The organism is Kitasatospora sp. NPDC059812, assembly GCF_042732075.1.
Classification (GTDB): Bacteria; Actinomycetota; Actinomycetes; order Streptomycetales; family Streptomycetaceae; genus Kitasatospora.
This window is the reverse complement of sequence record NZ_JBHWIO010000017.1, coordinates 29,263-51,365: the sequence shown is the minus strand read 5'-3', so window position 1 is coordinate 51,365 and position 22,103 is coordinate 29,263. Positions and strand designations below refer to the sequence as shown.

The following is a 22,103-nucleotide window of genomic DNA, read 5'->3' as shown; positions in this document are numbered from 1 at the left end:
GCGCGCGACAGACCTCCAGCCAACGACGAGGACCCCCGTACCGTCACCGTTGCCGGGCTCGTGTGACTGGAACCGGTACCTGGCGGTTGGAACCGACAGGTGGCGGCGCCCTGGTCTCGCCACGCTGAGTCGCCTGAGCCAGCGACGCGTTGAGTGGGGTCTGCTCACGAGAGTTGAAACCGGTGCGGCCGGCGCCGACTAAGCTCACCTCCATGTCCGAGCCGGCCCCTGCCCCTCGTATGCAGTCCTTGATCAACCAGCTCCGGCCGGGGGCCATGAGAACGGTGAAGGTCACCGGGTTCGACGGAGCGGATGTCCTCGTGCAGCTCGTAGATGCCGAAGGGGAGAAAGCCGAGATCATTCCCTTTGGCGTGTTCGCGCAGCTTGATCCCGACGTTGTGGGATTCCCTCATCTCTCTGAGCTGACCGGCGAACCGGTCGAGACTCCGGATCTGCTTGTCGATGAAGGCGAGCTGATCACGGTGAACGTAGCCGAGGTCGACCTCCAGCGTCACCGGGTACGGCTACGCGCGGCCGGCGGAGCGGACACATCTCACGACTGGTCGCAAGAAGCGTGACCACCCGGTGCCAACAATCACGTCCCGCTGATCAGAAGACGCCAGCTCGCCTGGTCCTACTGGTTCCAACTACCGTGTCCTGGCTCATGACCGCGCCGGAGTTCAGTGGTTGCCGCCGAGAGGGAGTCCTGTGAAAGTCTGATTGTTTCATCCGTTGTTTCGAACTCGCCTTATGCTTACGAGGGTTGACGTCCATCGGGGATGCGGCCTGCTGTGGGCATGGGCGAGGGCAGGGCCTACCCGGGCGATCCTTTACCAGGCCCGTACCGGCTGCCAGTGGCGCCACCTGCCCCCAACTCAAGCTGAAATCCGACAAAGGTTCGCAGAACGCCCTCGCTGGGCGAGAAGTTCGCCATAGGCCACCTCCAGTTCCCTGTGAAGTTCGATCACAAATGAACTCGAACGGACGCTCTCGGGCCGGCTCGCAGCGGTGACGGTCAAGGCGAGGATCGGGCCGATGGTTTCTGTGAGAATGCCGCGCTTTCGGTACGAAGTGGCGTTTCACCCAACGGCGTTGCGGGGATGAAAGGGTTAATTCAACCGCCGGGCTGCCTATCCCTCCTCAGGGTGAGCGGCCCGTGGCTATGCCCAGTGTGCGGTCAGTCGTCGATGTGCCCCAGGGCGGGATCTGCGGTCCTGGACGATTTCTACACGACGGCTCGACGGGACGAGGGCAGCCCCCACCGAAGGGGTCCGCATGAGTACGGACGTTCAGATAGCAGCGCAGGAACTGCTGCCGATCCCCAGCCCTGTTGGCCACGCCCCCACCGGCCAGGTGGCGGCGGCAGGCCCCGAAGACCCTACGATCGCTGTCGGCACCAGTCCTGTCGGGCTGGCGTTCACCCCCAGCGGTGACCTCTACGTCACCAACAGCGGCTCGAACACTGTGACGCTGATCGACACCAGCACCGACACCGTCACCATCGCGAGCATCCCCGAAGGCGGCACCACCCCGAGCTGGCTGACGGTCGCCCCCAACGGCAACGCCTACATCCCCAACAACGGCTCGGCCAACGTGTCGGTGCTGAACACCGCCACCAACACGCTCGTGGGCGCCCCGATCCCGCTGTCCGGCGGTCCGGCCGCGGCGGTGGTCGTTCCCAGCGGCAACGTCTATGTCAGCCAGTTCTTCGCGAACAGCGTGTCCCTGATCAACACCACCACCAACACCGTTACGGGCGGGCCCATCGCCGTCGGCTCCAACCCGGTCGGAATGGCCGTCGCACCCAACGGCAACGCCTATGTCGCCAACCGAGGGTCGAACAACGTCACGGTGATCGACACCAGCACCAACACCGTGGTGGGCGCCGCCATCCCCGTCGGCACCCAGCCGAACTTCATCGCGATCGCCCCCAACGGCAACGCCTACGTCGCCAACATCGCATCCAGCAACGTGACGGTCATCGACACCACCACCAACACCGTCCTGGTCCCCAGCATCCCCGTCGGCTCCAGCCCTTGGGGAATCGCGGCCGCCACCAACGGCATCGTCTACACGGCCAACCTCGGGGCCAACAACGTGACGGTGATCGACACCAGCACCAACACCGTGGTGGGCGCCGCCATCCCCGTCGGCACCGAGCCGATCGACGTGGCGGTCGCCCCCAACAGCAAGGTCTATGTCGCCAACTTCGGGTCGAACAGCGTTAGCGTCTTTCAGGGCGCGCCCACGCTGAGCGGCATCAGTCCCAACCACGGATCCACCACCGGCGGCACCGTGGTGACCATCACCGGTACCAACCTGACCGGCGCCAGCGTCACCATCGGCGGCAACCCCGCCACCAACGTCATCGTCAATGCCGCGGGCACGCAGATCACCGCCACCACCCCGCCCGGGGCGGCCGGACCGGCCACCGTCACCGTCGCCACCCCCAGTGGCACCGCCAGTCTGGTCAACGGCTTCACCTACTTGGCCGACGCCACCTCGCTGACCGCGACCCCGGCGCTGGCCAAGCTGTTCCCGCCGCAAGTGTTCTACCCGTTCCTCAACGCCACCCTGGTCGACCTCGTCACCGGACTGCCGGTGCCCGGCCAGACCATCACCTTCAGCACCGGCAACCGGACCCTGGGCACCGCCATCACCAACGCCGAAGGCACCGCCCAGCTTTCCGAGGCGATCACCTTCCCGCTGATCCTCGCCAACGACGGCTACACCGCCGCCTTCGCCGGCACCGCCGGCCTGCTGCCCTCCACCGCCAACGCAGGCGTCATCATCCCGTAGCCGGCGAGGAGGCAGAAGACGAAGGCGGAGCAGGGCTCTTGGCGTAGTAGCCCGGGGAACGGAGACCTGAGAGCTCGTCACACAGTCCTGCGCTGTGATCACTGCTGGGGCGCGTTTCGAAAGTGCTGGTCCCAGCCATTCGTTGATGGCTGCGACCAGCACTGTTGCAACGACCCCTCCGTTGTCCGCAGGGGCACCACCCGCGAATATCCCCGTACACCTACCTGCACTCGGGCTGCCCCTCCTGCCGGAGCCAGGAGAGCCGCACCGCCCGGCTGGAAACCCTGGAAGCCGTCGCCGTCGAACCCGCCCCGTTCAGGATCGGTCCGGAGATCGCTTCCCAGTGGCACCCGACCCGCAACGGCCGCATCAGCCTGGCCAAGCTCTCCCCCGGGTCACGCAGAACGGTGTGGTGGCAGGGCAGGACCCCTGCTGCGACCACGAGTGGCAGGACACGCCGGAGCAGCGGGACAAGGGGCAGCGCCTGCGCTGCCCCGAATGCCGCACGATCCTCGACTCGCTCGCGTTCCACTTCCCGGAACTCGCCGCCGAGTGGTCGTCCGTGAACCCGCTCTCGGCCTGGCACGTGCGCCCCAGCGGTCAGACGGCCTTCGTCCCGACATGGGTCTGCACCGCCGACCCCGCGCACGTGTGGCAGACACCCCTAGCCTCCCGCGCGGCCGGCAGCGGGTGCCCCGAGTGCAGGGAACACGGCAAGTCCCGGATCGAGCTCGACCACCACGCGGCCGCCGAACGCGCGTTCGGCAGAGCATCGTCCGGTCAGGCCGTACGCCATGCCGCGTTCGTCCGGCGCAGCGTCTGGCACGTCGACATCACGGTCGAACTCTCCGGCGGCCGGAAGCTCGCCGTGGAGTACGACGGGTCCTACTGGCACGCGGACAAGGCCGATGTCGACGAGGAGAAGTCCCGTGACCTGCCGGCTGCGGGGTACCTCGTCGCGCGGCTGCGCGAGCATCCGTTGCCCGCGCTGCCGATCGACGATCCCGGGTACGCCGAGTTCACCGTCCACTCGACCGTCTCCGACCCGGACGGTGTGATCGAGCGGGTGAAACGCTGGACGTCCGAACACTGATTGATCACGGAACACGCCGTGACGGCAAAAGGTGCGGCCTCAGGCTGTCGCCTGGCGCTCGCGCAGGACGACGGCCCCTTCGCCGTCGAGTTGGTCGCAGTAGGGCGCGCGGCCGGCCATCGCCATGACCAGGGCCAGGGTGGTGCCGGACACCCGTGGGCCGTCACCGGCGACGAAGGGGCCGTCGGTGGCCGCCAGCCGCAGGCCTGCGGCACGCTTCTTGGAGAGGACGGGCAGGTCGGAGCCCTGGTAGTAGGCGGCCAGGGCGGTCAGGACGTCAACCGGGTAGTCGCGCTCGATACCGAGCGGTCGGCGGATGTCCTCCGCATGCACGACGGTCTCCCCGAGCATCGCCACTCTCGGCAGGGGCGGCTTGGTCGTGCTGGTGATCACCTGGCGGAACCGCGCGAGCGTCTCGGCCGGAGCGGCGCCCATGTGCTCGGCCAGCCGCAGGGCAACCTGCCGGTCGAAGTCGAAGCGACAGCGGACCACACCCGCCATCCACCGCACCGGGCCGAGGCTCGCCCCGGCGGTCATGTGCGCGAGCACCTCGCGGACGGTGAACCGGTCGCAGAGGGACCGGGTGGCCCACTGCCCCTCGTCCAGTCCCGCCAGGTCGGCGGCCAGGGCTGCCCGTTCGGCGTGGACCTGCTCCCAGGTGTCCGTCGCGGGTCGAGGACTGTCGTTCGGTGTCGACGGTGGCATGCGGGCACTGCTCCTGTGCGGTAGTCGGACGGGCGCCGAACCGGGCACCGGCGAAGCGAAGCTTCGCACGCGTGAAGCCGCTGCGCATCCTCCGCAGCCGTGCGCGGGCCCGTTGCCGCCGCGCTCACGCGCCACCCGTACCAGACCCCCGAACTGCCGCGCCCGCAAACCCGTGAACGTCTCCACCCTGTGACTCACGGCACCGCACAGTGCCGCTGCAAGCCGCCCGTCAGCGCATGTGTGTCCCGCCGTTGATGTCGAACGTGGCGCCGGTGACGTAGCCGGCGTCCTCGCTCGCCAAGTAGGCCACGAGGGCGGCGACCTCCGTCGGCCGGCCCAGGCGGCCGCCGGGCAGGTCCCGGGGCCCGGGGCGGAGGGCCGTCGAGTCGGAGCCGTTGGTGGTCAGCCGATCTTCGCCGGTTCCCGGCTCGCGCCTGGTGTCACGGCCGCAACCCGCTGACGCCGCCGGCGCCGGGCTCCTCGGCCGACGGCCCACCAAGGTTTCCGACTCGGCATCAAGGTTGTCTGAGCCGGACCTTGGCAGGCGCCGCCGCCGAGTCGGTCGTGCGTGGGTGGGTTACCAGGTGAGGAGGACGTAGCCGGGGCCGCCTTCGTTGCCGGTGCCGGCCGGATTCCGGCCGCTGGCGCCGGCCTGGCCGGGTGTGTCCTCGGGGCTGGGGGTGACGCCGCCGCCGTGGCCGCCCACGCCGCCCGCACCCCCGTCCGCGCCACTCAGGCCGTTACCGCCCCGGCCGGTGCCGGCGGGCAGGGGTACGGTCGCCTGTCCGGGCGCGCCGCCGGTTCCGCCGCCGCCGCCGGAGCTCCCCTGCGATGCGGCACCCCCGTCACCCTCACGGCCCTGGAGGCCTGTTCCGCCGGCGCGGGCATCGGAGGTGGATCCGGCGCTCCCGCCGACTGTTCCGGGGGCGCCGGGGGAGCCGATGGCATCGGTCCCCCTGCACGTGTTCCTCGACGGGAACAGGCCGCCGCTGACGGCGGGGCCGCCAGCGGCTCCCGCGCCGCCCGCCCCGCCCCGAGCCCCGGCTCCGCCCAGACCGCCGACTCCGCCCCGGGTCCCGCCGGCGCGTTCGCCGGGCTTCCCGCCGCCACCCCCGCCTCCGGGACCGCCCGCCCCGCCGAACGTTCCGGGCAGTGCATCCGCACGGACGTGACGTCCCCAGACCGAGGTCGCGCCGCTGTTGGCGGAGCCCTGCGAACCGCTTGTGCCGGTACCCCCGCCTCCACCGGCCGTGCCCGGGGTGAACGTGGCATCGGCCCGCCCGCCGGAACCGCCGCTCCCGCCGGTGCCCACGCCCGTGGGATCCGCTCCGGCAACGACCGCGAGGAGCAGCCGCTCGCCCGGGTCGACGGGCACCACGCACGACACGAACGCCCCACCTCCGCCGCCACCGCCACCGCCGCCCCCTGCGCCGCCGGCGCCGCCGCCACCCCCACCCCCGTCGGCGGGCCCGATGAAGTAGCTCCCGCCGCCGCCACCACCTCCGCCGCCACCACCGCCGGCGCCCACCCCGCCGGGGCCGCCGGCGCCGACCAGGTAGATGGTCATCGACGTCACCCCGGCAGGAACGGTGAAGTAGTAGGCTCCGGGCTCGGTGTACTCCTGTCGCCCGGCCGCAGCCGGCGCCGCCGCAGAAGCTGTCGCCGCAGACGCCGCCGCGGACGGGGACACCACCGCCCCCAGCAGCATGGCGCCGAGGCCGACGGACACCCGTAGACGCGATCGGCGACGCGACCCCACCGGACCTCGTACCGGCGACCGGTGCGTGATCGGGGACTCCGGCGCGCTGTGCAGGGGAGCACGGGAAGCCGTGGGTAGAAGCGGTGCAGGCATGTCGAGGGACCCTTTCGGAGAGCGGATTGTCGGAGGCACGGTGCGAACCGGGGTGAACTCGTGGTGCCGGGTGCGCCATCGGGCGCTTTCGGGAGGATCGCGTCAGGGACGGCTGCGCGCACGGTCCAGGCCGACCCGCGCCGCATGACGGGACCCTCGGCTACCTACCAGGTGATCAGGACGTAGCCGGGTCCGCCGTTGCCGCCGCTGGCGGCTGGGGACAGGCCTGCCGTGCCGTCGGTGCCGGCCTGGCTTCCGGGGCTGGGGTTCGGCCCTCCGCCATGGCCGCCCGCGCCGCCCGCGCCGCCCGCGCCGCCGGGAGCCCCGGTGCCGCCCTGGCCGACGCCCGGAGGCAGAGTGATCGGCAGGGAAGCGGGAGGCTGCGCCGCCGCGCCGCCCGACCCACCGGAGCCCCCGTCACCGCCCTGACTTGCCGCGCCGCCACTGCCTACCGAACCTGCGATCCCGGTGCCGCCCGCCCGCGCCGCATAGCTGGATGTCCCGGCCTGACCGGAACTGCCCCCGTTGCCTCCCACCAGGACGGCCCCGGTCCCGGTACAGCGGTTGGCCCTGCCGCCGGCTGCCCCGCCGCCGCTGCTGCCGCCCGCCGAGAGGCTGCCGCCAAGCCCTCCGACGCCGCCCCTGCTGCCGGCGGCCCGCTCACCGCGAAGGCCCTCGCCCCCGCCCCCGCCTCCGGAGCCGGCTCCACCCACCTCGCCGCCGAACGCCTCCGCCAGTCCCCTGCTCACCACGGCGTAGACCACCGACTGCCCGCCCTTGATGTTCCCGGTGTAGGCGGTGCTCCCTGCCCCGCCCGGGGTGCCGTCCCGACCGGGCGAGAACAGGGAGTCCGCCCGACCGCCCGACCCCGCGCCGCCGCCCTTCCCGCGGCTGACGATGCTCCCCGGTCTCCCGACGGTGCCATAGATCTCCTCTCCCGGTTTCACGGTGAGCGTGCACGACACGAAGGACCCACCGCCGCCACCACCGCCACCTCCGCCGCCTGCACCACCGGCACCACCACCGCCGCCACCCCCACCGGCGGGTCCCAACGTGTAGCTCCCGCCACCGCCGCCGCCACCGCCGCCACCGCCCCCACCGGCCACACCGCCGGGGCCACCGCCCGCCACCACATAGACGGTCAGCGCCGTCACCCCCGCCGGAACATAGAAACCGAAGTCTCCCGGTCTGGTGAACTCCTTCTGCCCGGAGGGCTGCGCTACGCGCGGGAGCGTCCCGCCCGCAGCGACCGCCGAGGCCGGAAACACACCGGCCATCATCACCAGGCCACCCGCCAACGCCGGTACGCCCACCGCCGCCCGCCGCAAACGAGAGGGCTCTCCACTCTGTCCGGCCATGACGTCGTCCTGCCTTTCGGGTCCGTTGACGCGGAAACGTGCAAGGGGACGACCCACGCCGCCACGGCCCTGGCACCGGCCCCGCTTTGAGCATCGACCGCCGCCCACCACGCCGCCACCGTCGCCGGGCATCCGCAGTAGCCGGTGTGCTTCTCATCGGAGGCGGGGGCCTGACCGCCTCTGTGGGCGGCTCGCTACCAGGTGAGCAGGACGTAGCCGGGTCCCCCGTTGTGGCCACTGGTGGCCGGGGCCCCTCCGGCGGTGCCGTTCTGACCGCCCTGGCTATCGGGGCTGGGGTCGGGGCCGCCTCCGTGTCCTCCGACGCCTCCGGCTCCGCCGCCCGCGCCGTCAAGGCCGGAACCGCCCTGGCCGACACCGGCGGGAAGGGTGACGGGCAGGGCCACAGAGGGCCGGCCGGGCGCACCGCCCTGACCACCGGTACCGCCGCTCCCCCCGCCCGTGGACGAGCCGCCGCTCCCCACGCGGCCGGCGCTGCCGGTGCCACCGGCTCGCGCGGCCGAACTGGACTGGCCGCCCCGGCCGTAAGCACCGCCGCCGCCATTGGCCAGGACGGGGCTGGAACCCGTGCAGGCATTGACCCTGCCGCCCGCTGCTCCGGCGCCGCCACTGCCGCCCGGGACTCCGGCACCGCCCAGCCCGCCGACGCCACCGGCGGAGCCGCCTGCCCGCTCGCCCCGGCCACCGCCGCCGCCACCCCCGCCGCTGCCACCCGTTTCGCCCGGCTGGCCGCCGAGCGCCGCGGCGCGTCCCTTGCTGGTCAGGGCGGAGACGAAGGACGGTCCGCCCGGGTAGTTGCCGGAGAACGTACTGGTGCCCGCCGTGCCCGCGGTGCCGCTCGTACCGGGAGAGAAGAGGGAATCGGCCCTTCCCCCGGACCCTCCGGCACCGCCCGTACCCTGGCGCAGCAGCGTCCCGGGGCTTCCGACGAGGACCACGAGTTGCTCTCCGGCTTGGACAGCGAGCGTGCAGGACACGAACGCACCCCCGCCGCCGCCCCCGCCACCGGCGCCTCCACCGCCACCGGCTCCCCCGCCCCCACCGCCACCGGCCGCAGGGCCCACGAAGTAGCTCCCCCCGCCGCCCCCACCACCACCGGCTCCCCCACCGCCGCCGACGCCACCGGCACCGCCCCCGGCGACCACGTACGCGGTCACGGCGGTCACCCCCGCCGGCACCCGGAAGCGGTACCGCCCGGGCGTGGTGTACTCCTGCTGCCCCTGCCCCGACGCTCGGACCGCAACCGCGGAAGCCTCGCCGACCGGGGCCGCCACAGCGGTAGGCACACCGCCCCCCAACAGGCACCCCACCGCGAGGGGAACACCCGCGACAACCCACCGCAGCCTCGCGGCACCCTCTGCCGACCCTGCCATGACACATCCTCCGTATCTCTGGTCGAAGTGAACCGCTCTCCGACGGCACACATCCGTCGACGGATCATCTGATCCACCACCACATGACCTGCCATCGCTGTACCCGACATGGTGAGCACGTGTGCCCCGGGCAGACGCATCACCACCGTCACCCGGACCAGAAGGGAGGCGCCGGAACCGCCAGGATCGGGACGGCCGCGATGGACACGGTCACAGCCGATTTCCGGATCGAGACCGAACACGACGGCTACGCGTGCGCCCTGGAGGCAGTCGTCGAAGCGCGGCTCGCCGGCATCGAACCATCGCGCCCCCGGCTCCCGCGTCCTGACGCTCCGATGGATTCGTCACCCACGAGCCGCGCCGGAGGCGCAACGGCTTCTCGATCTCAGGTCCGGGCTGGGCTCGGCTTCGTCACAGTGAGGTCAGGGTGAGAGTGACGAGGCCGCTGGCCCCCGAGATGGTGCCGTCCCCGAGCGGGCACAGTTCGGGGTTGGTGCCGGTGATGTCGGTGGCTTCCAGGATCTTCTCGGCGGTGTCGCCCGTGTAGCGGCCGGCGGTGACGGTGCCGGTGAAGGTGGCGGCGCCGCCGGTGTCCTCCACGGAGGTCCAGTGCACGACGCTGGTGCTCTGGCCGCTCCAGGTGATGGTCTCGTCGAACGGGGCCAGAGCGTGGAGCAGGTTGACGCAGGTCTCGCCCGGCTCAGCGCTCGTGGTCGCGCTCGTCCCGGGAAGACCCGCCTCGCACGTCGCGTAGGAGTTCTGGTTGGCGATGCTGACGTCCTGCGGCCGGTTGGTCAGCACGGGGGTGTACTCGCTGGTGAACGTGCCCTCGCACTGCACGTCCAGCAGCCCTTGAGCGTGAGCCGGTGCGCCGGCCGGGGCCAGCAGGAGCCCACAGGCCAGCGCCATGGACCCGGCCAGGCCGACGAGACGGGAGAGCGCGAATCGGGACGGAACGGCGTTCATCGAACCTCCGGACGAGGGAACCTCAATCTGCTTTGTGCACTTACGATGACACGGAACGTCGGCGCGGAGGGAGCGCACAACGACGGCGCGCCGTAGCGCGGACAGCGACGCGGCCCCGCACGCGCCCTGCGGGCACCCCGCACCCCGGACTGCCACGACCGCCGCCCACCACGGCCCCCGGGCCGCCTCCGCACCACCGGGATCGCCGCATCGATCCCCCAATCGCCCAACGGAGCAGCCGCCGTGGTGGAGGGCCCCAGTACAGTGGCGCGCGATGAGCGCAGCGGTGATCCTGTGAGCGACGACCCGCTGTCATCTCGGCCGGGCCCTCGTCATCATCATCGTCCTCACGGACCTACAGGCCAGGAGGCCAACGTTGTTCTCCTTCTCTGTCCACCGCCGAGTACGGCGGGCCGCCGCCGTCACCGTGGCCGCCGCTGCGGCAGGCGCCGCCATGCTCTCCCTCGCCGTCGCTCCCGCCTACGCCGCCACGCCCTCCTACGCCTGCGACGACGTGACCGCTGTCGGCCCCCTGGGCGAGGGGGTGCTCAACTGCGTCCCGTCCGGCGGCGCTCCCGATTCCGGGACGATCAGCACCACCTTCACCATCGTCCGCCGCTCCGACCAGGTCACCCTCACCTGCGTCCCGGTCGCCGGCGTCGCCGGGGAGGCCGTCTCCAGCGACCTGGTCACCGGCCTCTCCTGTACCGAGTAGCAGGGCCAGCCACGGCGGCCAAGCCGCCCTCGTGTCGGCGAAGTCGAGCGCCGTCCAGCCCAACGCCGGCTGATTGCCGCACGCCACCCGGTTCGAAGACCTCCTGGCCGAGTTACCACGGCCCGTGCTGCGGCCCCGACCTGGGCCCCGTTCCAGTCCGACCTCGACCACGCCCTGGACGAGGAACTCACGCGCGCCGAACTCTGGCTCTTCCCAGCTTTGTTCATCCTGCTGCTGCTCTTCATCCGCAGTCTGACGGCCGCCCTGCTGCCCCTTGCCGTCGCCGGAGCCAGCCTGGCACTCTCCTTCGCCGTCCTGGGGTGGGCGGGCATCCCGGGCCGGGGTGGTAGGGGTTCGGCCGAGATGCCTACGAGAGGGGCATGGGGTGATCTCGGACTTCTGACCGGCCTTCGCGGCCGCCTCGATCCGATGTCGTTCATCACTGCCCGGGGTGACAGGGTGGCACATGGGTCGTACAGGTGAGGCGGTGGTGGTCAGACCTTGAGGGGGGAACACCTGAGTGCGGTGGAAGCGCTCCGTCCCAACCGAGTTGAACCCGTCATGCCCTGACTCATCGTCCGATCCGTGCCGCCCATGTCGACCTGGCGATCGCCGACCTGGGCTTCACCGATGTCGCCGGGGCTGCTCGGCTCGGTTCTGAGGAAGTCCTCGGCGGTGGCCGGGGCGCCTGAGCTGCGGGGTGGTTCGCGTGCTGCGTCGTCCTGGGCCGTTCGGAGGTGGCGCGCTGGCGCCGCACCCGAAGATCGCACACGATCTTGCCATGAGATCCAACGCTCCGCGTGGACCCGTCTGCGGTGCCACTCGTTCACCGCTTCCCGTCGTCCCGGCCGCTCTGCCGGTGTCCGCGCCGCGCTGTCGGCGTGCGCTGCTCGGTGTGCCCGTGGCGCTGTGCTGCCTGCTCGGCGCCGGCGCCCCCGCTCACCCCGCCCCCAGCGCAGGCGGGCGCCTCGCGCTGACCGACCAGCCCCACGGCCGGCAGGAATTCACCCGGACGGGCCTCAACAGCTTCAGGGTGCCCGCAGGTGTCACCTCGCTGGACCTGTACCTGCTCGGCGCGGGCGGCGGCGGCGCGCCCGGCGGGGGAGGTGGCGGCGGCGGAGGCGGCGGCGGGGGCGGGAACTGGACCTTCCTCGGCGACGCCACCGGCGGGGGCGGCGGAGGCGGGGCCGGCGGCGGAGGAGGCGGCGGGGGCAGCGGCGGAGGAGGCGGAGCGTCCCTGGTGTGCACCGCCGTTCCGGTCACCCCGGGCGAGCAGTTCCTGATCCGCGTCGGCGCGGGCGGCGCCCCGCGGGACCAGGGCGTGGGCGGGACCGGCGGGGTCTCGGTCGCGGGCGGCCGTCCGCAGTCGACCGGCTGCGGACGCGGAGCCCCGTTCGTCGAAACCGCCGGCCACTCCAGCGGATCCGGCCGGGCCGGTACGGCCAGCGCCGATGCCGGCAACGGCGGCCGCGGCGCCAACGCGGTCCCCATCGGCGGCCCGGGCGGTGGCGGAGCAGGATCGCGCGGCGGCACGGGCGGCAGCGGCGGCACGGGCGGGACCCCCGCGACGATCACCCTGCCCACCGGCTTCACCCCGCCCGCCGACGCCGGACAGGGCGGCGCCGGCACCAACGGCACCGGCGGTGGCAGCGGTGGCAGAGGCGGCGACGGCGGCCAGAACCCGCCCGGCCCCGACGACCAGCCCGGCAACGGCGGCGCCAACGCCCAGAACGCCTCCGCAGACCCCGGAGGCAACGGCTACATCCTGATCACCTGGTAGCCACCCCGGCCACGCCCGGCCACACGAAGCGCCGGCAGCGCGGCCGGCTCCCGGATCGCGGTGGCTGACCGTGCCGGGCTCACGGCGGTGCCGGTCCCCGTCACGGTCCCGTTGCCGTCGCCCGTTCCGGGATGAACCGCAGCGTCTCCCTGCCGGTACGGGTATCCCCACGGCGTTCCTGTACGGGGCGTCATCGCGCATCGTCGGGGAAGCAAGTCCGACGGAGCGGAAGGGAAACGGCAGATGGACATCAGGCCGATGCGATCCTGGATTCACCACAGCCGGGGAAGGGTACTGCGCCAGGCCGTGACCGGACGGCGCGAACTGGGCGGCCTGTACGAGGACATGCTCACGCGGCAGGGCTTCGAAGGACGCGACGCCTACCTGTACCGGCGCAGCGAGCCGACCGCATGGAGGCACGCGGAGGAGAGCGCGGGAAACCGCAACTACGACGGGCGGTTGCTGGAGCCCACCGACCGCGGCAGTGCCGGCGGAGTCCCGCTGCGGCTGTTCCACAACCCCCACCTGTCCCTCCACGTCAGCCGGCGCAGCGCGAACATGCCCTACTCGGTGCGCAACACCGACGGGGACGAGCTGTACTTCGTGCACGAGGGCACCGGCAGCTTCTACACGAGTTCGGACCCATCCCCTACGAGCCCGGCGACTACGTCCTGGTGCCCAAGGGCGTCACCTACCGCATCCGCCCAGGCGGACCGGAGAACTACTTCCTCGTCATCGAGTCGACCGAGGAACTGGGCTTCGCCGACACCGGCACGTTCGGCCGCCGCGCCCCCTTCGACCCCGGGCTGCTGTACGTGCCCTCCCCGGCCCTGGACGAGCTGGGCGACGGGCGCGACGAGGACGGGCAGTGGCCGGTCCGGGTCAAGCTCCGCGGCGAGCGCGCCACCATCGTCTTCGACTCCGACCCGATCGACGTCGAAGGATGGTCGGGCGACCTGTTCCCGTTCAAGATGAACATCCGCGACTACCGGCCGGTGATGAGCGACCGCATCCACGTCATGCCGTCCGCCTACGCCGTCTTCGCCGCATCCACCTTCATGGTGGGCAACTTCCTGCCCCGCCCCTTCGAATCGGCTCCCGACTCGGAACCCTTCCCGCCCTACCACCGCAACGCGGACTACGACGAGTTCACGTTCTTCCACAACGGAACCGTGCTCGGCGTGCCCGTCGCCCCGGCCACCATGTCCCTCGTCCCGCAGGGCCTGCACCACGGCCTGCCCGCCGAACTCCAGGAACAGCTGGCCAAGAAACGCAAGCCGGGCGACCGCATCGACAGCGAGGTCGTCTTCGTGGACACCAAGGTGCCCCTGACCCCCACACCGGACGCCGAGGCCGCCAGGCGCACGGACCAGGAGGCCGGCCAGGCGGGGAAGGCAGCCCCGGCGCCCTCGGCCGGGTGAAGGGCCATCGTCCCGGCGAATGACCGGGTCCGTACGGAAACACCGCCGGCACGGCATCGTCGAGCCGGGTTCGCACGAAGAAGGAGAGAGGGGTTCATCTCGTGATCAGGATTCATGGGGCAGCCGTGATCTGCGGTTCTGTTCTCGCGCTCGTCATGGCCCGCGTGGCGGCCTCGGACGCCGCCGCGCAGCCGTCGGTGACGTACTGCGCCAAGGGGACCACCGCGTACCACACGCCGGGCGACTACGGCTGCGTCCTGCCTCCCGGCACCCGCGATCACGAGCTGTTCTTCATCGGGGCAGGCGGCAGCGGCGGTGGCGGTGGCAGCTGGGGAGGGCACGGGTACGCCGGCGCCCGGGGCGGCGGTGGCTGCATCCTGCTGACCGTGCACTGAGCGACTTCGCCCCGCCGGCCCTCGGAGTTGCCCGCCGTGGACACGGCCCCGGAACCGAACGCGCCTGTGGACAGGGCTGTGGGGGTTCCCGTCGACCGGAAGCGGGTAGGGACCGGTCCGCGTGTTGCCCGCGCACCAAGGTGGGCGGCCCCTACGGTGGGATTCCTCACGTGCGCCCGCGCGGGTACGGCCGTTGGCGCTCGCACACCGTGGCGCGGCGGCCAACTCCCCTGTGAGCGGTACGAGTCACGGAGGTGCAGTCGTGGAGCAGTGGACCAGGCGCGAGGACGAACGGCTGCTCACCGGCCGGGGCCGCTTCGTCGCCGACATCGAGGTGCCCGGGTGCCTGGACGCGGCGTTCGTGCGCAGCGGCGTGGCCCACGGCGTGCTGCGCGGGGTGGACTGCGCCTCCGCCCGGGAGGTGCCGGGAGTGGTGGGGGCCTGGTCCGGCGCGGATCTGTCGGAGCCGGGCCCGCCCGGGACGGCGGCCTCCGGCTTCCAGGGGCTTCCGGCGGTGCCGTACACGTTGTTGGCCGGGCTGTCCACGGAGGAGGCCGTGGCGGGCCGGGAGTGGCCGGCGCTGGCGAGGGACCGGGTGCGGTACGTGGGCGAGGCGGTGGCGGTGGTGCTGGGTGAGGACCGTTACCGGGCCGAGGACGGGGCGGCGGCGGTGTCCGTCCGGGTCGACCCGCTGCCCGCGGTGGTCACCGCGGGCGCGGCGGCGACGGACTCGGTCCGGTTGTTCGACGGTCTGAGCAACACCGTCTTCCGCGGGGAGGCCGGGCGGCCGATCGACGATTCGGTGTGGCGGCGGGCCGCGGTGGTGGTGGAGGGCCGCTACCGCCAGCAGCTCCTGCTGCCCTCCCCGATGGAGTGCCGGACGATCCTCGCCGTGCCCGAAGGGAGTCGGCTGACGGTGTGGTCGGGGCACCAGATGCCGCACCGGCTGCGGCGCGAACTGGCGGCGCTGCTGGGGTGGCCGGTCGACCGGGTGCGGGTGGTGGTCCCGGACACCGGCGGGGCGTTCGGGTCGAAGAGCGCGGCGTGGCCGGAGTTCGTCGTGGTCGCCCACCTGGCGGTGCGGCTGGGCCGGCCGGTGCGGTGGATCGAGGACCGGCTGGAGTCGATGACGGCCGCCTCCCGGGGCCGGGGGCAGGACCAGCGGGTACGGCTCGCCGCCGACGCCGAAGGACGGCTGCTCGCCTACGAGTTGGAGATTGAAGCCGAGGTGGGCGCCTACCCTCAGCTCGGTGCCGGGCTGCCGATGCAGACCGCCTTGATGGCCACCGGCCCGTACGCGACCCCGCAGGTGCACGCGACCGTCCGCTCGGTGCTGACCAACACCATGGTGACGTACCCGTACCGCGGTTCCGGCCGACCGGAGGCGGCGATCGCACTGGAGCGGGCCATGGACCAGATGGCTCGTGAACTCGCCATCGACCCAGCCGAATTGAGGCGGCGCAACTTCATCCCGCCGCACCGGTTCCCGTACCGGACGCCCACCGGCCGGTGCTACGACAGCGGGAACTACGCCGCCGCGCTGGACCTGGCGCTGGAGACCCTGGACTACCGCGGCTGGCGGGCCGAGCAGGCCCGGCGCCGAACGGACCCTGACGCCCTGCCGCTGGGCATCGGCCTGTCCTGCTACGTGGAACGCTCCGGCGGGGAGCCGGGCGGGCTCCACGAGTTCGGCGGCGTCGAGGCCGCAGCGGACGGCACGGTCCTCGTCCGGTGCGGCGCGGCCCCCGCCGGCCAGGGGCACGAGACGGTCTTCCCCGCGCTGGTGGCCGAAGCCCTGGGCGTGGACCCGGGCCGGGTCCGGCTGGTCGAGGGGGACACCGACGAGCAGCCCGAGGGAATGGGCTCCTTCGGCAGCCGCTCCGCCCAGGTGGCCGGCGCGATGCTGCGGCACGCCGCGCAGTTGCTGCTCGACGAGGCACGCGAGCGGGCCGCGCGGCTGTGGAGCGTTCCCGCCGAGGCCGTGGAGTGGTCCGACGGCGCCGCGCGCCTCGCCCGTGGCGGCTCGCCGGCGATCGGACTGGCCGAGCTGGTGCGGGCGACCGGGCCGCTGCGGGTGGACGACCGGTTCGAGGCGGGCATGGCCTTCCCCTTCGGCGCCCACGCGGCGGTGGCCGAGGTCGATCCCGAGCTGGGCACCGTACGGCTGCTGCGGGTGGTGGCCGTGGACGACTGCGGCGTGCAGCTCGACCCGGTGATCGTGCGCGGGCAGGCCTTCGGGTCGGCGGTGCAGGGCATCGGCCAGGCCCTGTACGAAGGGATCCCCTACCGGGACGACGGCGTACCGCTGTTGGCCTCCGGGCTGCTGGACTACCTGCTGCCGACCTTCACCGAAGCGCCGGCCATCGAGGTCAGGGACACCTGCACCCCGGGCCCGGGCACGCCGCTGGGCGCCAAGGGCGCGGGCGAGTCGGGCTGCATCGGCACTCCGGCCGCGGTCGTCAACGCCGTGGTCGACGCGCTGCGGATCGCCGACCCCGACCTGTTGCAGATGCCGCTCACCCCGGACGCGGTGTGGCGGGCGGCCCGTGCCCCGAAGCTTGTGGAGGCGGCTCGGTGAAGCCGGCCGCCTTCGACTACGCCGTACCGCGCACGGTACCCGAGGCCGTCGAGGTGCTCGGCTCCGCGGACGGGACGGCCCAGGTGCTCGCCGGCGGGCAGAGCCTGATCCTCGACATGCGCCTGCACCGCGTCCGCCCCGGGCTGGTGGTCGACATCAACCGCGTCCCGGGACTCGACCGGATCGACCCGGACGGCGGCACCCTGCGGGTCGGCGCCCTGGTACGACACCGCGCGTTCGAATCGGCACGGGCCGTCCCCGGCCCGCTCGGTGCGCTGTTCGCCCGCGCGGCGGTCCACATCGCCCACCCTCCCATCCGCTCGCGCGGCACGATGGCGGGCAGCTTCGCCTGGGCGCACCCCGCCTCCGAGTGGTGCGCCGTGGGCGCCGCCCTGGACGCCGACGTCGAGCTGTCCGGCCCGCGGGGCACGCGCACGGTCGCGGCCCGGGACTACTTCCAGGGGGCGCACCTGACCGCGCGCCGCGCGGACGAACTGCTCACCTCGGTGGCCTTCCCGCTGCTCGGCGAGGACACCGGGGTCGGCTTCACCGAGCACCGCCGTACGCACTTCTGCTTCGCCCAGGTCGCGGTCGCCGCCGCCCTGACGGTGCGGGACGGGGTGGTCTCCGAGGCCCGGATCGGCCTGGCCAACTGCGCCGACCGGCCGGTGCGGGCCCGCGCTGCCGAGCAGGCGCTGATCGGCGCCGAGGCCTGGGCACCCGTCGGCGGACACCGGCTGCCCGACGGGCACCCGTTCGTCCGGGCCGGCGGGATCGCGGCGGAGCAGGACGCCGTACCCGTGCCGGAGCCGTACGCCGACGCCGAGTACAAGCGGCACGCCGTCGCGGTGCTGGTCGCCAGGACGCTGCACCAGGCGGCCCGGGACCTGCGTTCCCGCCGCACCGGGCCGGACGGAGACCGCGCATGAGGATCACCCTGACCGTCAACGGCGAAACGCACCGGCTCGACGTGGAACCCCGCCGCATCCTCGCCGACGTGCTGAGGGAGGACTGCCGGTTGACCGGCACCCACCTGGGGTGCGAGCACGGCGTCTGCGGGGCGTGCACGGTCCTGGTGGACGGTGAGGCGGTCCGTTCCTGCCTCGTGTTCGCCGTGCAGTGCGACGGGAGTTCGGTGGGCACCGTGGAGGGCCTGGCCGGGCCCGGCGGCGATCCCCACCCCCTCCAGCGGGCGTTCTCCGCCGAACACGCCCTGCAGTGCGGCTTCTGCACCCCGGGGTTCCTCATGGTCGCCGCCGGTGCCTTGGCGGCCGACCCCGGCCTCGCCGACTCCCCCGAGAAGGTCGACGCCCTCGTCGGCTCCAACCTCTGCCGGTGCACCGGCTACGAACCCATCCGCCGCGCGATCCTGCGGGCCGCCCGCGAGCAGAACGCGCCGCGCCCGGACGACGCGCGCGACCTGCGGTGACGGCTGTCCGCTCACGGCCCCTTCTGGGTCCGGTCGTGGGCACCGGCGGCCGCCTCCGGACCGTCGAGGCTCAACCTGCGCCCGAGGTTGACTCCTTGGCGCTGGATGGCGGCGCCCTCCGCGAGGCGAAGCCGCTCCCAGGTCTGCAGGGCGGTGTCCGCGGACGGCGCCCTCCGTAGGGCCTGGAAGAGGGTGATGGCGTCGCCGGCGGCCTTTTCCGTACTGGCGGCGGTGTGGGGCCGGACCACGAAGGCGGCGTCCCCGGTCAGCAGGATCCGGTGGTTGCGCATCCTGGTGGCGCGCGCGTCGACTTCGTCGACGACGCCGCGGTAGGCGACGTAGCCGGCGTAGCGCGGCGCGCCGTCCGGTGTGACGAGTGCACGGTACCGGGAGGCGGATCCGTCCGCGATGATCGCCAGGTCGACCGCCCGGGCCGCCCCGCCGACGTGGATGGTGGCCCCTGCGGGGCCGGGTGCGAGGGCGGTCACCGGCTGCCCGTCGTGGTAGCGCTCGGCGGGCAGCGCGTTCCGCAGGGCCTGGTAGATCGCTCCCCAGGAGATCACCTGCTGCCGCATGGGCGTGGTCCGAGCATCCCCGTCCCCACTGAAGAACTGCCGATGGGTGACGGGGACGCTGACATGCTCAGGGTCGACGCCGCAGAACTCGCGCAGGAACCAGGCGACGTCCGGTTGCAGCACGATGCCGGCGCCGCGGTCGTCGGGGCGGCCCGTGGAGCGTTCCCAGACGTCGACGTCCAGGCCGAGCGCGGTGAGCGCGACGGCGTGGAACAGGCCTGCGAGCGACCCTCCGACAATGCCGACCGAGGTGATGCCGGATGTTGCGGTCATTGCGAGCACGCCCCTTCCTCGCACACTGCTCCGGCCTCGGGCCGGGTTGCCCGCTGTTCCAGAGCGTCGGCGAGTCGCTCGACCTCGACCGCGCCGTTGATCGCCACGCGCCCGCCCAGGACGAACAGCGGCACGCCGCGCAGCCCCAGCCGCTCGCCGAGTTCCTCGTCCTCCCCCACGGCCCTGTCCAGCGCCGGGTCGTCCAAACGCTGCGCCCAGAGGCAACCACGGATGCGCGCGCAGTCCATCTCCCTGCCCCGCGCCGGGCTAGCCTCGGCCTCCCCACGCAGGCCGACGACCCCACGCGATCGTCACCGGGCACGGAGCCCGACTGCGACCCCACACCAGACGAAGGCCGGCACAACGATGACCGATCTCCGCGACGGGCAACCACACAGCACCCCGGACGACTTGTGGTGCCCCTTCCCCTCCCTGGCGAACCCCCACGCCGAACAGGCCGACCGGCAGAGCCTGGACTGGCTGGCGCGCCACCGGCTGCTGGACGGGCGGCTACGGCAGTCCGACCGGATCGGGCGCCAGCGCAGCGGCCACCTGGCCGCCCGGACCAACCCGGAGGTCTCCGCCGAGATGCTGCGCCTGCTGTCCGACTGGTACGTGTGGCTCTTCGCCTTCGACGACGGGTACTGCGAGGACCGTGAACGCGGCCACCGCCCAGGGCCGTTGGCCCGCACGACCGCTCTCCTCGCCCGGGTGATCGACCCCGAGCCGCCCGGCGACGAGATGCCCGGACCGGCCGGCGCCTACGCGGTGGCCCTGCGGGAGATCCGGGACCGGGTCGCCGCACAGGCCTCGCCGTCACAGCTGTTCCGGTGGGAGTGCACGGTCCGCGACTACCTCTCCGCCCAGGTGTGGGAGGCCGCCAACCGCGAGGCGGGCACCGTACCGGGCCCGTCCGAGTACGCCGCCATGCGCAGGCACGCCGGGGCGACGTACACCTGCCTCGCCCTGGTCGACATCGCCGCCGGCTACGAAGTCCCGGCCGCGGAGGCGGACGGGCCTTCGCTGCGCAGGCTCAGGGACCTCACGGCGAACCTGGTGAGCTGGGACAACGACCTGTACTCCCACGCCAAGGAGACCGCGGGCGGCCAGGGCCGCCACAACCTGGTCGAGGTCCTCGCCCGCCACCACCACTGCTCCCCGGCCGAAGCCCGACGGTCCGCCGTCGCCATGCGCGACGCCGAGATGCGCGCGTTCATCGAGCTGAGCCGAACCATCCGCACGGACGGCAGCGCCGCGGCCTCGGCCTACGCCCGCAGCCTCGGGCTGTGGCTGCGCGGGCACATCGACTGGTCCCGCGACACCTCCCGGTTCGACGTGCCGGCCCACGCGGCGGGGCACTGATGCGCGAGGAGGACACCCCACCCGGCACCGCACCGTGCGCGCCGCGCCACCTGCCCCTGCTCGGACACCTGCTCCCACTGCTCACCCACCCCGTACCCTTCCTCCAGTCGCTCGCCGACCACGGCCCGGTGGTGCGGATCCACCTGTGGCGCAGACCGGTTCACGTCCTCACCGATCCGGAGCTGGTCCACCGGCTGCTCGTTCAGGACGCCGCGAAGACCGAGAAGGGCTTCGTCTTCGACAAGGCCCGCGGCCTGCTGGGCAACGGCCTGTTCACCTCCGAGGGCGCGTTCCACCTCCGCCAGCGACGCCTGGTCCAACCGGCCTTCCACCGCGACAGCATCCACCGGTACGCCGCCCTGACCACCCGACTGGCAGCGGCGGCGGTGACCCGCTGGGAGCCCGGGCAAGCCGCGCCGATCGAGCCGCGGATGCACCGACTCGCCCGGGACGTCGTGGTCGAGGCACTGTTCGCCACCCGCCTGGGCCACGCCCAGAAGGCCCGGATCGACCGGGCCGTGCCCGTGGTCCTCACCGGATTCGTCCAGCGGGCGCTCTACCCGTCACCGCTGCTGGAAAAGCTGCCCGTACCGGCCAACCGGCGCTTCGACACTGCGGTCCGGGACCTGCGCACCGTCGTGGACGAGATCATCGCCCAGGCCGCCGCCCCGTACCAGGGCCCGGACGACACGCTGCTGTCCCTACTGCTGACCACCCGCGACAAGGAGACCGGCCTCGCCATGGCGCGGGCCCAGGTCCGGGACGAAGCGGTGTCGCTGCTCCTGGCCGGCACCGAGACGACCGGCACCACGCTCGCCTGGTTCTTCCACGAACTCGCCCGGCACCAGGACCTGCAGGACGAGCTGAGCGAGGAGGTGCGCGCCGTCGCCACCGACGGCGCCGTGCCCCCTGGCGACCTACCGCGCCTGGAGCGCACGGGGCACGCGCTCAGCGAGACCCTCCGCCTCCACACCCCCAACTGGATCCTGATGCGCCGGGCAGTGGCACCACTCCGGTACGGCGGCGTCGTCCTGCCCCCGGGGGCGGAGGTCCTCTTCAGCCCGACCGCGCTGCACCGCTCCCCGCGGCTCCACCCCGACCCCTTGCGATTCGATCCCGACCGCTGGCGCCGTCCTGCGGGCCACGCCCCACCCAGACTGTTCATCCCCTTCGGCGCGGGCCACCACAAGTGCGTCGGCGAGTCCTTCGCCTGGGCCGAGATGCTCGTCGTCGCCGCAGCCGTCCTCGCCCGCCTACGGCTCAGGCCCGCCACCGCCACCCCCCTCCGGGAGAGCGCCACCGCCGCCACCATCCGCCCGCGCGGCCCGCGGGGGCCGGCCCCCCCCCGCGCGTGGCGGGGGGGGGGGGGGGCGCGCGCCCCACGCATCGCCGCGCGGCGGCACGACCAGGC

The 22,103-nt window shown here is 73.0% G+C and carries 20 protein-coding genes and 1 pseudogene; 14 read left to right on the top strand and 7 right to left on the bottom strand.

The window, feature by feature from the left end; all coding sequences use genetic code 11:
* Positions 1-212: 212 nt before the first annotated feature.
* The 4 genes and pseudogenes from ACFV6D_RS11915 to ACFV6D_RS11900 all read left to right on the top strand — a co-directional run bounded on the left by ACFV6D_RS11915 (position 213) and on the right by ACFV6D_RS11900 (position 3,892).
* A complete protein-coding gene (locus tag ACFV6D_RS11915; RefSeq protein WP_079136612.1) occupies positions 213-578 on the top strand; it encodes a S1 RNA-binding domain-containing protein in 366 nt (121 codons plus the stop codon).
* A gap of 697 nt (positions 579-1,275) precedes the next feature.
* Positions 1,276-2,799: an IPT/TIG domain-containing protein gene (locus tag ACFV6D_RS11910; protein ID WP_063352058.1), complete on the top strand. Its 1,524-nt coding sequence runs from the start codon at positions 1,276-1,278 to the stop codon at positions 2,797-2,799.
* 164 nt (positions 2,800-2,963) lie between these two features.
* Positions 2,964-3,179, top strand: a pseudogene (locus tag ACFV6D_RS11905) (hypothetical protein); the annotation flags it as partial.
* A gap of 32 nt (positions 3,180-3,211) precedes the next feature.
* Positions 3,212-3,892 carry a zinc-ribbon domain-containing protein gene (locus ACFV6D_RS11900; RefSeq protein WP_063352059.1) on the top strand — a complete coding sequence of 227 codons (681 nt, stop codon included), beginning with the start codon at positions 3,212-3,214 and terminating at the stop codon, positions 3,890-3,892.
* 39 nt (positions 3,893-3,931) lie between these two features.
* On the opposite strand, the gene ACFV6D_RS11895 is transcribed toward ACFV6D_RS11900, so the two are convergent.
* The 5 genes from ACFV6D_RS11895 to ACFV6D_RS11875 form a co-directional block, all read right to left on the bottom strand.
* Positions 3,932-4,597 carry a maleylpyruvate isomerase family mycothiol-dependent enzyme gene (locus ACFV6D_RS11895; RefSeq protein WP_063352060.1) on the bottom strand — a complete coding sequence of 222 codons (666 nt, stop codon included), beginning with the start codon at positions 4,595-4,597 and terminating at the stop codon, positions 3,932-3,934.
* 229 nt (positions 4,598-4,826) lie between these two features.
* Positions 4,827-5,093 carry an SDR family oxidoreductase gene (locus ACFV6D_RS11890; protein ID WP_380423105.1) on the bottom strand — a complete coding sequence of 89 codons (267 nt, stop codon included), beginning with the start codon at positions 5,091-5,093 and terminating at the stop codon, positions 4,827-4,829.
* An 81-nt stretch (positions 5,094-5,174) separates the two neighbouring features.
* Positions 5,175-5,303, bottom strand: a complete 129-nt coding sequence (locus tag ACFV6D_RS11885) for a hypothetical protein (RefSeq protein ID WP_380423104.1) — start codon at positions 5,301-5,303, stop codon at positions 5,175-5,177.
* 1,310 nt (positions 5,304-6,613) lie between these two features.
* Positions 6,614-7,807: a hypothetical protein gene (locus ACFV6D_RS11880; protein ID WP_380559433.1), complete on the bottom strand. Its 1,194-nt coding sequence runs from the start codon at positions 7,805-7,807 to the stop codon at positions 6,614-6,616.
* Between the two features lie 1,802 nt (positions 7,808-9,609).
* Positions 9,610-10,164, bottom strand: a complete 555-nt coding sequence (locus ACFV6D_RS11875) for a hypothetical protein (protein ID WP_380559431.1) — start codon at positions 10,162-10,164, stop codon at positions 9,610-9,612.
* Positions 10,165-10,540: 376 nt separating this feature from the next.
* Here ACFV6D_RS11875 and ACFV6D_RS11870 point away from each other — a divergent pair, with 376 nt between their 5' ends.
* From ACFV6D_RS11870 to ACFV6D_RS11835, 8 genes are all read left to right on the top strand, one after another.
* Complete coding sequence (locus ACFV6D_RS11870) at positions 10,541-10,879, top strand: hypothetical protein (RefSeq protein ID WP_380423100.1); 339 nt, start codon at positions 10,541-10,543, stop codon at positions 10,877-10,879.
* 69 nt (positions 10,880-10,948) lie between these two features.
* Positions 10,949-11,362 (top strand): MMPL family transporter, encoded by a 414-nt coding sequence (locus ACFV6D_RS11865; RefSeq protein WP_380559482.1) that lies wholly within the window; start codon positions 10,949-10,951, stop codon positions 11,360-11,362.
* A 412-nt stretch (positions 11,363-11,774) separates the two neighbouring features.
* Positions 11,775-12,659 carry a hypothetical protein gene (locus ACFV6D_RS11860; RefSeq protein WP_380559429.1) on the top strand — a complete coding sequence of 295 codons (885 nt, stop codon included), beginning with the start codon at positions 11,775-11,777 and terminating at the stop codon, positions 12,657-12,659.
* A gap of 131 nt (positions 12,660-12,790) precedes the next feature.
* A complete protein-coding gene (locus ACFV6D_RS11855; protein WP_380559427.1) occupies positions 12,791-14,080 on the top strand; it encodes a homogentisate 1,2-dioxygenase in 1,290 nt (429 codons plus the stop codon).
* A 101-nt stretch (positions 14,081-14,181) separates the two neighbouring features.
* Positions 14,182-14,475, top strand: a complete 294-nt coding sequence (locus tag ACFV6D_RS11850; RefSeq protein WP_380559425.1) for a hypothetical protein — start codon at positions 14,182-14,184, stop codon at positions 14,473-14,475.
* A gap of 262 nt (positions 14,476-14,737) precedes the next feature.
* The gene (locus ACFV6D_RS11845; RefSeq protein ID WP_380559423.1) at positions 14,738-17,053 is read left to right on the top strand and encodes a xanthine dehydrogenase family protein molybdopterin-binding subunit; all 2,316 of its coding nucleotides are present in this window, start codon (positions 14,738-14,740) and stop codon (positions 17,051-17,053) included.
* Positions 17,050-17,982, top strand: a complete 933-nt coding sequence (locus ACFV6D_RS11840; protein ID WP_380559421.1) for an FAD binding domain-containing protein — start codon at positions 17,050-17,052, stop codon at positions 17,980-17,982. The genes ACFV6D_RS11845 and ACFV6D_RS11840 overlap by 4 nt, the downstream gene beginning before the upstream one ends.
* Entirely contained in the window at positions 17,979-18,482 is a 504-nt protein-coding gene (locus tag ACFV6D_RS11835; RefSeq protein ID WP_380559419.1) for a (2Fe-2S)-binding protein, read from the top strand. Before ACFV6D_RS11840 ends, ACFV6D_RS11835 begins: the two co-directional genes overlap by 4 nt.
* An 11-nt stretch (positions 18,483-18,493) precedes the next feature.
* Here ACFV6D_RS11835 and ACFV6D_RS11830 read toward each other — a convergent pair whose 3' ends face one another.
* Both ACFV6D_RS11830 and ACFV6D_RS11825 read right to left on the bottom strand, forming a co-directional pair.
* Positions 18,494-19,330, bottom strand: a complete 837-nt coding sequence (locus ACFV6D_RS11830; protein WP_380559417.1) for a hypothetical protein — start codon at positions 19,328-19,330, stop codon at positions 18,494-18,496.
* Positions 19,327-19,578: a DsbA family protein gene (locus tag ACFV6D_RS11825; protein ID WP_380559415.1), complete on the bottom strand. Its 252-nt coding sequence runs from the start codon at positions 19,576-19,578 to the stop codon at positions 19,327-19,329. Before ACFV6D_RS11825 ends, ACFV6D_RS11830 begins: the two co-directional genes overlap by 4 nt.
* Before the next feature lie 118 nt (positions 19,579-19,696).
* On the opposite strand from ACFV6D_RS11825, the gene ACFV6D_RS11820 reads away from it, so the two are divergent.
* Both ACFV6D_RS11820 and ACFV6D_RS11815 read left to right on the top strand, forming a co-directional pair.
* Complete coding sequence (locus ACFV6D_RS11820) at positions 19,697-20,692, top strand: hypothetical protein (protein WP_380559413.1); 996 nt, start codon at positions 19,697-19,699, stop codon at positions 20,690-20,692.
* Positions 20,692-22,103 (top strand): cytochrome P450 (locus tag ACFV6D_RS11815; RefSeq protein WP_380559411.1); only part of this gene is annotated, 1,412 nt, incomplete at its 3' end. The genes ACFV6D_RS11820 and ACFV6D_RS11815, both read left to right, overlap by 1 nt.